The sequence below is a fragment of the Microcoleus sp. PH2017_24_DOB_U_A genome (genome assembly GCF_020738205.1).
Lineage (GTDB): Bacteria > Cyanobacteriota > Cyanobacteriia > Cyanobacteriales > Microcoleaceae > Microcoleus.
Window position 1 is genome coordinate 82,524 of record NZ_JAEQCT010000015.1, and the last position, 15,732, is coordinate 98,255.

At 42.1% G+C, this 15,732-nt stretch carries 12 protein-coding genes; 3 read left to right on the forward strand and 9 right to left on the reverse strand.

The annotated features are described in order from the left end of the window. Window positions 1-97: 97 nt before the first annotated feature. From JGK07_RS00645 to JGK07_RS00680, 8 genes are all read right to left on the reverse strand, one after another. Window positions 98-1,858: a serine/threonine-protein kinase gene (locus tag JGK07_RS00645; RefSeq protein ID WP_293241306.1), complete on the reverse strand. Its 1,761-nt coding sequence runs from the start codon at window positions 1,856-1,858 to the stop codon at window positions 98-100. A gap of 234 nt (window positions 1,859-2,092) precedes the next feature. Beyond that, window positions 2,093-4,405: a hypothetical protein gene (locus JGK07_RS00650; protein ID WP_293176255.1), complete on the reverse strand. Its 2,313-nt coding sequence runs from the start codon at window positions 4,403-4,405 to the stop codon at window positions 2,093-2,095. 1 nt (window position 4,406) lies between these two features. After that, the gene (locus JGK07_RS00655; RefSeq protein ID WP_293176257.1) at window positions 4,407-8,360 is read right to left on the reverse strand and encodes a hypothetical protein; all 3,954 of its coding nucleotides are present in this window, start codon (window positions 8,358-8,360) and stop codon (window positions 4,407-4,409) included. Window positions 8,361-8,524: 164 nt separating this feature from the next. After that, window positions 8,525-8,761, reverse strand: a complete 237-nt coding sequence (locus JGK07_RS00660) for a type II toxin-antitoxin system Phd/YefM family antitoxin (protein WP_293176259.1) — start codon at window positions 8,759-8,761, stop codon at window positions 8,525-8,527. A gap of 56 nt (window positions 8,762-8,817) precedes the next feature. Next, window positions 8,818-9,060 carry a hypothetical protein gene (locus tag JGK07_RS00665; RefSeq protein ID WP_293176261.1) on the reverse strand — a complete coding sequence of 81 codons (243 nt, stop codon included), beginning with the start codon at window positions 9,058-9,060 and terminating at the stop codon, window positions 8,818-8,820. A 103-nt stretch (window positions 9,061-9,163) separates the two neighbouring features. Further along, window positions 9,164-11,149, reverse strand: a complete 1,986-nt coding sequence (locus JGK07_RS00670; RefSeq protein WP_366516613.1) for a glycosyltransferase family 39 protein — start codon at window positions 11,147-11,149, stop codon at window positions 9,164-9,166. A 96-nt stretch (window positions 11,150-11,245) separates the two neighbouring features. Then, on the reverse strand, window positions 11,246-11,440 hold the full coding sequence (locus JGK07_RS00675) for a hypothetical protein (RefSeq protein ID WP_293198735.1): 195 nt from the start codon (window positions 11,438-11,440) through the stop codon (window positions 11,246-11,248). Continuing rightward, window positions 11,416-11,985: a hypothetical protein gene (locus tag JGK07_RS00680; RefSeq protein WP_293191761.1), complete on the reverse strand. Its 570-nt coding sequence runs from the start codon at window positions 11,983-11,985 to the stop codon at window positions 11,416-11,418. Before JGK07_RS00680 ends, JGK07_RS00675 begins: the two co-directional genes overlap by 25 nt. Window positions 11,986-12,379: 394 nt before the next feature. Between JGK07_RS00680 and JGK07_RS00685 the strand changes: the two genes are divergently transcribed. Next, window positions 12,380-12,712, forward strand: coding sequence for a DUF565 domain-containing protein (locus JGK07_RS00685; protein WP_293176267.1), 333 nt, complete (start codon window positions 12,380-12,382; stop codon window positions 12,710-12,712). A gap of 488 nt (window positions 12,713-13,200) precedes the next feature. Next, window positions 13,201-14,298, forward strand: a complete 1,098-nt coding sequence (locus JGK07_RS00690) for a glycerate kinase (protein ID WP_293176269.1) — start codon at window positions 13,201-13,203, stop codon at window positions 14,296-14,298. A gap of 123 nt (window positions 14,299-14,421) precedes the next feature. Here the strand turns inward: JGK07_RS00690 and JGK07_RS00695 are convergent, their stop codons facing one another. After that, entirely contained in the window at window positions 14,422-14,799 is a 378-nt protein-coding gene (locus tag JGK07_RS00695; protein WP_293191759.1) for a hypothetical protein, read from the reverse strand. Window positions 14,800-15,120: 321 nt separating this feature from the next. Between JGK07_RS00695 and JGK07_RS00700 the strand changes: the two genes are divergently transcribed. Further along, the gene (locus JGK07_RS00700; protein WP_293191757.1) at window positions 15,121-15,648 is read left to right on the forward strand and encodes an orange carotenoid protein N-terminal domain-containing protein; all 528 of its coding nucleotides are present in this window, start codon (window positions 15,121-15,123) and stop codon (window positions 15,646-15,648) included. Window positions 15,649-15,732: the final 84 nt, after the last annotated feature.

Sequence of the window (15,732 nt, forward strand, 5' to 3'; positions counted from 1 at the left end):
AGTATTGTGACACTTGCGATCGCCAACTGTGAGAATGAGCATTTTGGGCAAATATTTTCGTTAAAAAACCCGGTTTCTCTACACCGGTGGAAGATTTCTAATGCAAAGTTTTGTCCCAGACGCCGATGTAAATTCGATCGCGATTGTTGCGTTCGATCGTCCCTTTCAACGAACCTTTCTGAAAATTAAACCGATTGGTGCGACGTTGCTGCACGTCCCGGAACCCTTGCAAAATCTCCTTATCTGCGCCGCCCACCATGCCGTTTAACGCGGTTCGGACTACCAAATCGTCCACCGACTGGGCAAAAGAACCCTCTGTTTGCACGAGTTGTTCGGAATTGCGATCGTAAATATAGCCGAGAGTCACCCGGTTCGGCAGCAATTCATAAAGTGCGGTGCGAGTATTCGGCCAATAGCCGCGGGATTGAGAGTCTGTGGGATCTCCCAGTGCACTTACAATCTGACTTTCCGGCGTACCAACGGCAAACCCTGGGATAGTGGGAGTCTTCTGATAACCGGTTCCGGGTTTTTCGCTGGGTGGGGGCGATCGATCGGGCGGCAATTGCTTGTCAACCAGTTTTTCCGCTGGTGTGGGTTTCCCAGCCTCAGGTGTTGGAGTTGTTGTTGGTGCTGGAGTTGGGGCCGGAGTTGGAGTTGGCGCGGGAGTTGGAGTTGGAGTTCGAGTTGGAGTTGGCGCGGGAGTTTCAGCAGCAGGCGACGGAGTTTCTCGGCGAGGGGGAATTGGTGCGGGTGTGGGAGTGGGAATTGGTATGGGGCTGGTGCGTGCGTCTGGATCTGCGGGGGGGGAAGTGCGATCGTCCTTCGCCATCGGTGCCGGTTCCGAAGATTGTCCGTTGAAGAAAATCCTCGCAATCCCGACTAAACCACCGAATATAAGTGCGATCGTCACAAACGCCAAAATCAACCAAACCTTGCGGTTGCTGCCCCCATTCGTCACCACAGCAGGCGCTGTTTTAAGAGTTGCAGGCGACTGAGGGCCGTGTCCCGGCATCACCGCCAGCGTCGGCCCGGTGTCCGACCCTGCACCCTGCCCGTGCAGCAGCGACAGCCACTCATCCACGCTAGCAGGGCGATTTTGAGCCTCTACCGTCATCCCCCGCATCACCGCTTGACTCACAGTCACACTTAAGTCTGGCCGCAAGTCGCGGGGTGAAGGCATCGGCTGACTGGTACGCAAAATGGCAGCCACGGGCACCCTGGCTGTGAGTAAAGTGTAAAGCGTCGCCGCTAGCCCGTAAACATCGGTGGCTGGCGTATATTTTCCTTGGGCGAAATACTGTTCTGGTGGTGCGTAACCGTCGGACACCATATTAGTGTGACTTTGAGTTGCACCTGCTGTAAACTCGCGGGAAATGCCAAAATCGATCAGCACGACTTCCTGAGTACCTTGGCGCAATAAAATGTTTTGGGGTTTGATATCTCGATGCAGCAAACCCTTTTGATGAACTGCTTTCAAAGCAGCCCCAATTTGAGTGATGTAGAGAATTGCCAGATTTTCGGGGAGGGGATTGTTTGTACCGACTACATCGCCCAAATTCTGACCGGCTATGTAGTCCATTACCATGTAAGGCTGTCCGTCTTCGACAAAGAAGTCGCTGACGCGCACTATATTCGGATGGACGCAGGAAGCCAACCGCCTTGCTTCGTCTTGAAACTTGCGATCGAACTCGGCAAAATTTGGTTGTCGCCGCAGGGATTCGTTGAGGGTTTTAATAACGACAGGCTGTCCTAAATAGCGGTGAGTTGCCTTGAAGGTAATTCCAAAGCCACCGCGTCCCAATTCTTGTTCGAGGGTGTACTTTCCACCCTGTAAAGTTTTGCCGATGAGCGCATCCATAGGTTCGGGCGATCGCACTTCAAATAATATGGCTGATTATGGCACATATGGTTTGCTCAGTTACCAGTCTAAATGGCGATCGAGAAGTGCGATCGGCTCTAAGTAGCAGGTTTGCTATCTGACGTTGATACTTTTCTCCTGCCTCACACCAGATGTGAGTGTATCCGATACTCTTCTCCGATCGCTGAAATATCTGGATTTTTTCTGAAATCAGCATTCAAATTCAGCCTTGTTTCAATTTTCAATTAATACTTGTGCTACTTTTTGTAACAATGACGATTGACTGTTATCACCGATTTTTAAAACATTTTGAGTTAGCGTACTAAAATGTAAAGCTGCGATGGGATGCTCGATAAGCTCAGATCTAGGAATTGACTCTCCTGAATCTCTCTTCCCAATCAAATGATAGACTTTAAACCCTTTCTTAATCGAGTCTCCGATATTTTGTGCGGGAGGAACATAATACTGAATAAATGTTTCGTTCTTCAAATCCAAACTTATCATATTTTGGATTCTGTTAATAGGTTTAATCTCGCTGTTGTAATGGGATACCAAAGGTAACAATCTACTACTATTTTCACCTTTGTTTTTGCGGTCTATTGTTAATTCTCCGCTTTCCAAGTCTTCAATAATACCAATCCGTCCAATTAAGGTTGGCGTATACCTATCATCTGTATAACAACTAATATACAGCTTCTCTGATTCATCTACAAAATATTTTTGATCGTTAATTAATTTTTCTGACTGATTTTTTTTCCTTATTAATCGAAATTTCGTTTCTATTTGTTTCATATCTCGCATTACATTTTTTATATATATGCAACCATCTTTGTAGATAAATTCTACCGCAACCGCTTTAGGTTCCTTGTTTTTGGGGCTGCGTACATAAATACTAAAAAATTGTTTTTCAGGAAATGATTGATGAGTAATAGGCAAGCCCAAGTTCGGATTTGCAAGACTCTGCGCGATCCAGTTCTTAATTCCCAACTCAATCAATACTTTCTGAAATTTAGGTGAAATCTTTATCTTGTATTTATCGCAGAAACTTTCCCATTGTTTGCTATCTGCTTGTTCTTTTAGATAACAAAAAATAGAACCCTCTACATCCAAGATTTTCCCTTCTGTAAAAGATTGCGTCTCCTTGTGGAGACTATCTCTATCAATTTTCCAATTTGTATAATTAAAAACCGCAAAATCAGTTTTATCATCTCCCACAGCACGAAATTTTGGTATATCTATCCCCTGCGTGCTAAAAAATAGTCCCGTCTCCAAATAGTTAAATCTTTTCTTTAACTGTGAATAGAAATCTACTGACGATTTATTATCTATTGTTGTTGATGGATACCACAGATCGTTTTTTGCTTGATAAGCCATCGAACCCGCTTCTTCCTCCAAAAGTTTATTGAAAACCAAATAGTTTTTTTTCGGTTCGAGTTGAATATCTGACCATTTAATAGATTCCGTAATTTTCCAGCAAACCCCGTCCTCACCGTCAGGTACTTGTTCGTAGGTACTAACAGTTTTTCCATCATTGTAAAATGCGATCGTAGATATCCCTTGATGTTTCAGAAAGCATTGCAAAAATTGTCGGTCATCTTCTGTTAAATCGACTCCAGTATTGTTAATAATCTCTAAGGATTCTACAGATTCTATGTTTTTGATAAAAGGGTTTTCTAAGTAGTGGTCAGCGTGAAAATCAAGAGATTTAAATTTAATCTGGCACTCACTTAAAAAGTCCTCAAGTTTTGTCATGAGGTTTTGGTAATGATAAAGCTGAGTCTTTTTGAACTGGTCATAATTTTTGGGATCGCTACCAAATTGCATAAAATTTATTTTATTTTTTTTCCTAGCATCTAGGTCGCGATCGAAGTAGTAGTTCTTATCGTTGTAGACCAACAAATCTCCTAAATCATCACCATCTATGGTACTGTAGCTATCTTTTGGTAAGAAGAGTCGGTGTTTTCGAGACAAGGTTAATGTGAGTACGCCATGTTGATTGTATTTGATTAACAAGTTTTGTCCCCACACAAAAAGAGCCTCTTTCGATTTGCTGAGATCCCTGGAATGGAGTAACAGTAATTCTTCAAAACCATTCAGTGTCTCAAAGTATAAGCCTTGAGACAGAATATAAAACTTGAAAATGAGGTTGAAAATTCTTTCTCGAGCGCTAGAATTGTCTGTAAATAACTTTTGCCATCCAGAATGATTTTTATTAGGGGATAAAAAGAACACATATTTTTTGCCCCCAGTATATGAGAGGAAGTATTGAATTTCTGATTTTTCTCGTTTCTCCCCATGTGCAGCAAGTCTTTCTTGGACTTGAGCTTTAATGTATTTATGCCGCTCTTTATAAAAGGTAGGCCGTGAATCCTCATTTTCAGAATCTTTATCTTCAGCAATCGGATATTTAAGCTCAAAATGTTCTATCCCTTGTCCCTCTTTAAATAGATACTTACGCAGTTTTTCGGCAACTTCTTGTGGATTTTCTAAAATTTTTAGTTGATTGGTTCGCGATATATCTGATAATGCTGCTGTTTTATTTTTCATTTTATTTCTCCTTTGTAAACAAAAACTCTTTGAGGATATTGGATTCTACTGGACAATTGCGATCGTCAAAGAAAATTAAATTTCCCGAAAATAGCGTGGGTGAGTATTGTTGATTTTTTTCTTGGGCGGCGTGCAAGTTAAGAAGTAACCCCCTTGCGGTGCTAAATTCTGGATAGTCTGAAACAATTTCCTTCAGCTTGTTTTCGGTTTTATCCAGCGTCTTTTTTGACAGGCGATTTCCCGAAGGTACGCTCCAAGCTTTAACATCAATACAAAATAACGTATTCTCCTTGACATAGTACAAATCAAACCGCTCGTATAGTTTACAATATTTTTTTAAATCTCGCAATGGCTCAAAACGATAGATGGATTTTATGGCTTTCCAGTCTTTACCTTCTTTGAAAACTACATCTTGAATCCAGCGTTCCACAAAATTTTCAGCCAGTGAAGGATACAACACATCGTAAAAGAAATTCGGACGCGGAATATAAGTATTAAAAACTTCAGGTTGTGGCATCAAATTGTTGTAGAGTCTGTAGATTAAATCAGTCGAAGGATCTAGGGAGCCAATTTCATTACCTTCTAAGTCATAGCCTCGCTCGCTAATTTTTAGATATTCAGGATATAACCGCTTCTGGTAAGGATAGATTTTTTCCCCATTGATGCTATCGCTGATAATCTGGAATTTTTTACCGCTTTCTTCCTCGGAAGCTAAATAGGGCGTAAATTCAACTTGTTCTGGGTTGTGATAGAATAATGACTCAATAAAATCAGCAGGAAATAGCCCTGAATCTCGCAACTTTTCCAGATACTTAGCTGGGTCTTTGAAAACAATTGGATCGCGCAACGCATCCCACGATTTTGTGATGTCAAAACTATGTTGATTAAGATGAAAGCGATCGATTTCCTCCAACATTTGTGTTTTAAACGCTTGGAAAGCCATAGTGGCATCAATCTCATCAAGAATATGATCTTCATAATCCTTAATCGAGCGTTTTTTTTCTTCTTCTCGAACGCTTAAGTAAACTTTGTGGTTGTTAACGGAAAATTTACGAATTTCCTCCTTTTCTTTCCCTTCCAGGTATCTGTAAAAATTCACTAAATTTTTTCTGGTTTCTTCATTAACAAATATTTTTACCACTTGGTTAGGAAAATCGCGTCTCTCAGATCTGCCGATCGCTTGCAAAACTTGTTTCCCTAATAAAATCTGGTGTTGCTGCTGTCGAAATTCTCCAGCTTCTGGTCGGCTGAGGTATTGGTTGAAATCTTTGATTTCAATATTAGAGTCTCCCAAGTTTACAATACTTTTCATCAACGCAAAATGGTAAAGCGTCATAGATAATCCAGAATCTTTTGATTTGTTCAGCGATGGGCCCATTACTGTATAGTAACTGTCCATTAACAAAGCTAAAGAGTCGAAATCTTTTTCATCGCCGTTAGGATTTTTAATAATCGGATTCAATCCTTTGGAAGCTGACTGATAAGCCGATATAAAGAAGATTTTCTCCCCTGCTTTTTCAACCAGCTCATTCAAATACGTGTTTTGAGCTTTTTTGTCGCAATAAAGACTGTTGAATGATGCCTCATACAAAATTATTTTAATCTGAATATTACTCTGATATTCCTTATGCTTTACTTGCAGATAATATATATTTGGATGTTCGGTTGATGCTTTAAATTTAAAGTTAGCCTGCTTGAGTAGCTCGCAATGTTGAATTAACTTTTTAATCCAGCGTAGAGTTTGAGTAAAAGCAATTGTTTCTTGAATTGAGTCATCCTCAAACAGGTAAAACAAGAAACGAATAAACTTTTGAATTTCTTGGATTTTGTAAGTTCCCAGCCAATTCCCATCCTGCTTGAGATCGTCGATAAAACTTTTTAAAATAGTTTCTTCAAATTGTTCCACAACTTTTTGAGTTTCGTTATTTGGGAAAGACAATAAATCTTCACCGAAAAACTTTACTGCAATCTGTCGCTGCGCCTCACGACTTTCTCTGATGTTTTCGCAAACCGATACTTCTTCCTCGCTCATTTCCTTAAAGGAAGTTTCACCGGATTCACTAGCATTCCGCAATTTATCTTTGAAATACTGCATATCATAGCTCGTGCTTAAATCTCCTAAAATTCCTCCTGTTGCTGAAATCAGAAAAATCACATTACTATTATTGCATAACATGGAATTGAGCTTGAATTCAGGCGAAGTCAATATAGCCGTACTACCAATAGAAACTTCTCTAAGGGCGCGATCGATCAGATTATTTTTAGGATTTTGATAACGAGAAATTTCTTTGATATTTACGATCGACTTATAACTTTCATAGACATAAGTAGTATTTAAGTATTTTAGCAGTTGATTTTGCGAGGGGCTTTCTTCACTTGCCTTTTGGACTTTAGCTATTTGTTTCGACCAAATTTCTAAAGAACGGGATTGAGAATCTTCAGCATCTAAGACGTTAGCTAGAAAATCTTTGATGGTTTTGATTTGCGATCGCACAGCTAGAATGGCATAAATTAAGTCTGCTACAGAAGTATTATCTGCCACTTTTTCCTCTGTGATTTGGACGTGCCCGCCAGAAGGTTTGGTTAAAAACAATTTTTGCAGAGGTTCGAGGTTGTAGATGTATAGGTTGTTGTATGCAAAAATGTTCATTAAATCATCACATATTTTATTGTAAAGCTTTTGAGGAATCAACAAACTTCTATTATTCTCAAATTTTGAAATAACTCTGGATAACATTTCAAAATCCACTATAATGAGATTTTCTTCATCATTGTCGAAAATCCCAACTATTTCTTCCATTGAATCGTCAAGCCCATTTTGAATTTTTACTATTTTTTCTAAAAAATTGATAGAGTTTCCCTCCTCAAAGGTCAACCGTTGATATATGCGGGCGAATTTTTGCAGTTTTGGTTCTAGGGCTTTGTCTTTTTCAAAATGTTCTTGAAATTCGTAAAAAGCTCCCTTATTCTTATCTATGAAATTTAAAAAATCTCTGTTTTCATTATTTTTAGTTGAAAACAGCATAGAAAATTCTCTATTGATAGATGATAGCGCATTATTGATTGCCAGTTTTTCAGGAGAGATGATATCAATCTTCTCCTCTAGCATAATTTGATAGCCATCTTCCTGCTCGTCCAAGGCAAGTATAAACTTTCGGGAGTTGTCTGTATGCTCAATAACGTATTTATCGAGATGACTGCTTTTCTTTACCCATTTTGTACCGTTGTGGATAAAGTACGAAATAGCCGTTTCAAATTTTTTATAGGTGAGGATCAAAATTCCCGATTTGTTTTGCAGAAGGTGGAGGGGAAAAAATATTTCAATTAACTTTAAACATTCAGCAGGACAATTACTTTTATCTAATTCAGATTTGATAAAAAATTCTAAAAAGCTTTCAATTAAATAATTAAGTTCCCATATTGCTTTATCAGTCTCAGATTTATTAAAATTCTCATCTCCAAAACCTGTATTTTTTACATATTCAAGGCGTTTAATCACATCTTTTACTTTCTCAAGGTTGCGTCGATTTTCCTGAACCTTTTCATCAGGACATACTTTTTTATCGATTTTCCAAATCTTTTTGTTTTTGAGAATTGAAGATATCAACTTTTTGTATAAGTTGATATACTCATCCGTCGTTTTCATTTCTAACGAATTTATTTTATAGACGGGAATATCTGGGTATTGGCTCTCAACTGAAGCTGGCACACATAAGTGTTCTCTCAATGGGGAAACATATATACCGATTATTTGAATATTTGAATGTTCTTCTATGGTTTGATATATTGCTTGAAACAATTGGTGAGTTTTTCCTGACCCTGTACCATAATTGATGAGTTTTAGTTGAGGACGGTTTTCTCGAAAGCTATCTTCAATAGTTGCAAGGTAGGAATCAAGAATTTTGGAACGAGCTGAGTCTAACTGCTGATTAAGATCGTCTGTTTGCTTTTGCATTATGTCTTATCACCTTATCTATAGTAAATACATATCGTGGGATAGTCTTTTCTTTGACTGATACCCATAGTAGCGCCTTAACTCTTGTACTTTGTCTTGTAAATTGCTAGAAGCCAGCTTTTTGGCATCTTTCTGTGCCTGTTTGGTATATACCAAATTCCAATTCACCACTCCAACTCCCTAGCGCAATTCTCGATCGGCGTTGCCAGTCCTTCGCGAATCGATTCCCGCATTCCTGGCACTGATAGAAGATAGAGTGTCTCCTGCACAGATGCCCAGTCAGATTCCGATAATAACACTGCATTGCTAGTCTGTCCTGCGATCGCGATCGGTTGATGTGACTGACTCACCGAATCGATTAACTGCTGCAACTGCTGTTGAGCTTCATTAATTGGGATCATAGTCTTTCATTCCTCTAAAATAGCTCGCTCTTTCTCGAACCGCCTGTCTTGTATAATCACCGATCGACATCTTGAGCCACCATCATTGCATTGATATGGGTAAAGATGCGATCTAATTCCCCAATGGCTTCAAGTTCCGCTATCTCTTCTGCCATTAGTCGATCGTCCTTCTTCTTTTCTAACAATTGTTCCATTCGCTGTTGGAGCGATTCACTAAATTTGAATAACTTCCAGCGATCGACTTTTTCAATGCAAATCTCATGGATTAACGAGGAGGGTTTGTTCAGGATTGAAACCATGATTGGCTCCCAGCTTGATGTTTCAGGTGTTTAGTAGATTGTACCGCAATTTCAACATCATAGCTGGTCTGACGCTCGATCGCCAAAACCGCAGTACAATACACTAATTCAAAAACGCCTTTCTCGGAACCCTTGCCAGTTGGTACGCGCCGCGACTATCCAACAACTGATATTGATTTGGCTGCAATCCGAATTCCACAAACTTGTGTGGATATCCCAGCACTAGAATCGTCGGAGAAGTGTGGTTGTTGGATTCCTCAATGTAGTCTTTTGCGCCTCTGGGAAGTCGGTAGAAAGTCACCGGATCTTGCGTATAAAAAACTAAACTCGGTTTCCAGAAACCAATCATCATCAACTCTTCTCCCGGCAGTTTTTGTTGGACAACAACCTTCGCTAACTCTCTCAGAGGTAACTGGCGGTTGAGATCGACCAAATTGTAGGCGGGAGTCAAACCAAAGATGATAAATGCGACTAATCCGATGAAGTTAGCTACCAAAATCCAGCGTTGTTGCCGCTTCCAGAGTAAAAGTGCGATCGCCCCAGCCGCCGTTATCCAAATCGTACCGCCAACCATCAGCAATCCCGACTGCTGAATTGCTTGCGGAAAATTGGGCATTGCCGGGTCATCTCCCAGCCAGTGGTAGCAGTAAAAAGTTGCTCCGGCTATAATCAGTAAAAATACGATATTGAAAATGTATGTAACTAACAGCCCTCGCGGTAAAGAATTTGGTTTTTTCTCTAACTTTCCCGGTCTGTTTTGTGGTTCCTTTCCTGCAATAATCTCACTCCACAGCAGCGTTACCAAAATCGCAGCGGCGGGCAGTAAAGGCAATACATAACTAGGCAATTTTGTCACGGAGATTGTGAAAAAGCCAAAGATGCAGCCGAACCAAAATAGGGCAAATAAACTTAATTGTGCCGATCGCGCTTGACGGCGCCAGTAACTGCGCTGCCAAAAACGGGTACGCGCGATCGCCACCGGCAAATAAATTGACCAAGGCGCAAAACCGACGAGCACTACAAAAAAGTAAAAATACCAAGGCGCCGAGTGCTTGTTGACTACTCCAGTAAAACGCTGGAAATTGTGATAGCCGAAAAAACTGTCAATATAAGTTTCACCGTTGGCTAAAGTAACGAGAATAAACCAAGGTAGGGCGATCGCCAAAATAATCAAGATTCCCGACAGCGGACGCATTTCGCGCCAAAGTTGCCGAAAATTTCCCAAATACAGCCCGAAGCTACCAATAATCATCGCTGGGATGACAATTCCCACAGGCCCCTTAGCCAGAATTGCTAAGGCAATTAGTACGTAACAAGTCAAATACCATTTATTGGGAAATCGCCCAGCAGAAATGGTGGAAAGTTCTGCTTTTTCTCTCTGTTCTTCTAGCGTGTAACCGAGAAAAAATGCCAAAAGTGACGAACAAATACAGGCAACTAATAGCATATCAGAAACGCCAGTCCGCCCCCAGGCAATAGTTTGGGGATTTAAAGCTATTAATGCCGCACCAATCCAAGGAGTAGAAAGAAAGAGGGGGAGATTGGGAGATTGGGAGAATTTTGCTTCTTCCTCATTCACTCTTCCTTCTTCCTCATTGACTCTTCCTTCTTCCTTCTTCCTTCTTCCTTCTGTTTTCGATAGAGTGTAGAATCCGAGGCAAGTCAGGGCGATCGCACAAAAAGCCGACGGAAGGCGCACAGCCCACTCGTTAACGCCCAGAGTGTGGTAAGCCACCGCCATCAGCCAGTAAATCAACGGCGGCTTGTCAAACCTGGTTTCGCTGTTGAAATAAGGAGTGATCCAATCCCCTGTCACCGTCATTTGACGGGCGGCTTCAGCAAACAGCGGTTCGGTTTCGTCAACTAAGCCGATGTTGCCTAAATTCCACAAGAAAGCTACCCAGGCGATCGCGCACAGCCACAACACCGATAGCAACAAAGGTACCATCGGCCGATGCCTGTAATATTCTGACAAATTTTTAATAACTTCCTTCACCCAAACTTCCTGCGATTTTAGATTTAAAATTTTAACTCGAATACAGAGTCTACCGAAAGATTCGCCCGATCGAAACTGGGAATTCGATCGCACCCCCTTCAACTCACATCTTATACCGTTCTCAACAATAGCCTAGCAACCCGGTTTCTCAACCAAAATATCCGGGCCACCTCAGTAAGATCCACTTAATCAAATGTCACATATCGATCGATCCAGCTTGCCATGTATGTCTTCTTCCCTCTTCCCTCTTCCCTCTTCCCTCTTCCCTCTTCCCTCTTCCCTCTTTCCTTCTTCCCTCTTCCTTCTTCCTTCTTTCTTCTTCCCTCTTCCTTCTTCCTTCTTCCTTCTTCCTTCTTCCTTTACGGCTGCAAAGTTAATTGCCATTCTTCGGCTTTGGGATTCCAAGCGGGCGAGGCTGTCTCCCCGGCGACGTAAGGCCCCCAGTAGCGGCGGGAACCATCCTGAGCAAAAACCACCAGAATGTCTCCCTGTTTGACTTTTAACTTGCCCTCCGGCAGCGATAGCATCAGTCCCTTACCACCACCTTCCCCCGGCGCAAAATCCCAGTGGGCCGGTTTTCCGTAGGATTTCTCGGTTTGCCGTTTCGACAGCAAGGCCACTCGCACTGGGTGTTCGCTGCGGTTGCTGACTCGCAAACTGCCGGCAGCTTTGCCATTGACAGGGATTGAGGAATTGCTTTCTTCCTCTGCTTCTGGGGGTAACTCGGGTTTGGGCTTGCTAGCGGTGTCTGCGGCACCTGTCGCGACTCTCGAAACCGGGGGTGTTGGGGGGAGTGCGGTGGCTGCTGAGGGCAAATCGCTCGATCGATTTGCACCGTTGGAGATGGTGATTTCAAAACGTCCGAGAAACATTCCTGTAAATAGAACGATCGCCATTCCAATTAATATCTGGTAATTTTGAAGTTTCATAAATTTTATGCTTAAAGGATAGACTGCACCCCTGCAATTAGTCCTACCAATCTTGAATGTAGAATCCGGGGCTACTGTGCCACAAGATACAGCTACACTTAATTACTTGACGGTTCGGGGCTATAAAGCTCCAGATCGCTCAATACCATTTTAGATGTTAAATTTGAGACTTGACATTGCCGGATACTGATCCGGTAAGGATTTGGGGTTGTTCGCGATCGGCATTTTTTAACCCCGCTCAAAAACAGCTACAAGCCCCGATACTCTTGAGGATCTAGCCAAAAACTTGAGACTCCTGTTCAATCTCCCAGCAGATTCAATCCTGCAAGTAAATCTAAAATCTAAAATCTAAAATCTAAAATCGACTCACTCATCCGCATAACTTTTAACTTTTATGCAGAATACCCGAATTAACAGATTGATTGATGTTCTGGGCGAGCAATTTGCACGCTGGGCTAGCAATCCTTGGCGGCGGATTTCGCTGCTGGTAATTAGCCTGCTGTTCGGCAATTTTTTGGGAACTGCTCTTTCGACGATCGCCGGACAAGCCGCTAATTGGGATATTATCGTAGCCGGGATGTTGGTGTTGTTCGCCGAGTTGGCGAACCGACTGGTTTACAGCAGCAGGCGGCTGGTGGCTGGTGCTTTGTGGGTGGAAATGCTCAATGCTCTAAAAATTGGCGTGACTTACAATTTATTTGTAGAAGCTTTCAAACTTGGCTCTTAAAAAATGGTAAAATATTTGTCGCTTGCAGATATTATTTGCCTAAAACTAGCCTCCCCTTAGAAAGTTTTGATACAAGTTTAAAAAAATAATTCCAGTCCGCGCAGCCTCCCAACTCATACAGAATTTTTGAATTAGACCTCTTGCACAATAGCTAGGAACGGGCAAGATGCCCGTTCCACAATTTTTTTTTCTGTGGAATGGGCATCTTGCCCGTTCCAAAATGTGATTAAAACGACTTTTGTAAGATATCTATTATTAAATCATATCGTGTCTGATCGATTAATCGCAGTAAAATTAGTTCGTAGTGCGGACTGAAGTCCGCAGCGTGAAAGCGGACTGAAGTCCGCACTACAAACAGTAAAATTAGTTCGTAGTGCGGACTGAAGTCCGCAGCGTTAGAGCGGACTGAAGTCCGCACTACAAACCATTTTTGTTATGGTAATCGACTCGATATAATATCATCCCATTATCCAATCCTAAAATCTACAATGGTTGGCTCGACTTTAACGCCTGTTGAAATTTTACACCGCTGGCGATCGGGCGATCGCCCGATCGCTCCCGATTTCGATCGCCTCGCCTGTTGGGAACTTGCCGACGATCTGCGATCGCGCGCTTTTAACATTACTCCTGACAACGCAGCCGATGTTGTCCGCCACAAAACCGATTTATTCCTGTCTGTACTCGATCGACTGCATACTTTCCCCGTCAAGTCAAGTGTTTTTCTAGAAAGTTTGTGGAATCTGTGGCTGCCACTGGCGATGCAATTATCGACTGAAAAACAAAGTTTAAACCGGACTTTAATTCAAGGAATTTTAGGAGTCCAAGGAACGGGAAAAACTACTTTATGCCAAGTTTTGAGGCTGATGCTGGGAAAATTGGGATATTCCACAGTCAGCCTTTCTTTAGACGATCTTTACAAGACTTATGCCGATCGCCAAAATCTCCAACAAGCTGACCCGCGTTTAATTTGGCGCGGCCCCCCCGGCACTCACGATATTGACTTGGGAATCTCCGTTTTAGACCAGTTGCGCGCTTCTCACACGGGGGAATTAGCAGCATTTGACAGTCAAAAAATAGAAATTCCCCGGTTTGAAAAATCAGCCTGGGGAGGTGCGGGCGATCGAAGTCAATCAGAACTTATTTCCGGTGCGGATATTGTACTGTTTGAAGGTTGGTTTGTCGGCGTAAATCCAGTCGCCGATCGCAAATTGAACGAGTTTTTGGCGGCGGCGCCGTTTCCGATTTCCACAGAGGGCGACTGTCAGTTTGCGCGCGATATGAATGCGAAGCTGCACGACTATTTGCCACTGTGGAACCGATTAGATCGGTTGATGGTTTTGTATCCCCGAGATTATCGCCTTTCTCAAGTGTGGCGCAATCAGGCGGAACGGGAAATGATGGCTGCGGGGAAGTCGGGAATGTCAGAGTCGGAAATTAATCGGTTTGTGGAATATTTCTGGAAAGCACTGCATCCTGAGTTATATATTCAGTCGATGCTTGAGGGCGATGGCGTGGATTTGGTGGTGGAAATTTTGCCCGATCGCGCGATCGGCAAGATTTGTCGTGCGATCGACTTGATACATTAGCAATACCAATTTTAAACAAATTAGGTACGTAGTTGCGCTTCAGCGCTCTTTGCTAATATCAGGAAAGAGCGCTGAAGCGCAACTACGTACCTTAGAGGGCTAAATTTAAGTCTCGATTCTAAATTAACTGCCGGGAGTACCCATTTCGATCGCCTTTTGCACCAAATCGTCCGTAACATTGCCCGGTGCACCTGTGCGGTTAACTTCCTTAGCCATCGCTAAAAAATCATCGGGATTTCCCTGTGCATCCGCCGGCATAGGAATTTCTTGAGGGGCGGGAATCTCAAATTTAGGCGCAGTTGCAGCAGCGGCAGCTTCGGCGCCGGCACTCGTGCGATCGATATCGCTAACGCTGAATTCTTTTGAAGCTTCGTAGTCGGCTGATACATTAACCTCAGGCAACTTTTGTTCTCCAGCTTCTACGCTTTCAGTTATCTGTTGAGCATCAAATGTTTGAGTGTTATCTAATTCTGTATTCACTTGAGGATTAACTTCAGACATAGCCGACTCCTTGTTACTTTTATTTAACAATTCAATATAATTATTGTCGCTAAAATTCCTATTATTTTCATCTTCCCGCAGATGTATTGTTGGCTTCTATCTCAAGGATGATTTATTTTAAGACGTTGGCTCAGCATTACACCAGTTTCCGAAAACAAGACAACTCTCTGCAAGCTCAAAACCCTTATGAAATAAGTCATTTCAAAATCTAAAATCTAAAATCTAAAATCTAAAATCGCATTACCTCTCGGGGATGGTGACTTGTACCTACAAATGTTGATATTTATATATTCTGGAAGCATTTTTAAGGAATTTTAACTTATGAACTCACCCGCCGCGACCAATACTCACGCTCTCTCAGACGATACTCAAAACATGGTTGATAAAATAAACGGTTTGGGTACAGATGAAAAACTGGCACTGCTCTACTTTATTTATGAAAAAATGGGAGACTCAATTACACCAGCCGCTCCCACTGCTGCGGAACCAGAGTTAGCTCCCATGTTGCTAAATGATTTTTACAACCTTTCCCACGACCAACAACTGAATATAATGCGAGGTATTGTCAACGGTGACGACACGCCTTATTCTCGCGCTTACGGAGCTTTAACTGCTAACAATCAGTTGCTGGTTTGGTATGCTTGGGCTATTGATATGGGGGATAAAATTGTCGATATCCCCGAAGGATATGAGGCAACTGAGGCTGTGAATGGCGTGTTAGATCAAATTGAAGGTCTGGAGTTTGAACAGCAAATTTCGGTGCTGCGCGATGTAGCTAATAATATGGGCTACACCGATGTTAAACCAATTGCTACTCAGGCTCAAGTTGGGAAAACTTCTAGTCTTTAGATCGGACTTTGCTAAAGCCCTCACTATAAAATTGATTGCAGGTTCGTAGTGAGGACTTCAGTCCTTTCCATTCCTAAGCGGTAA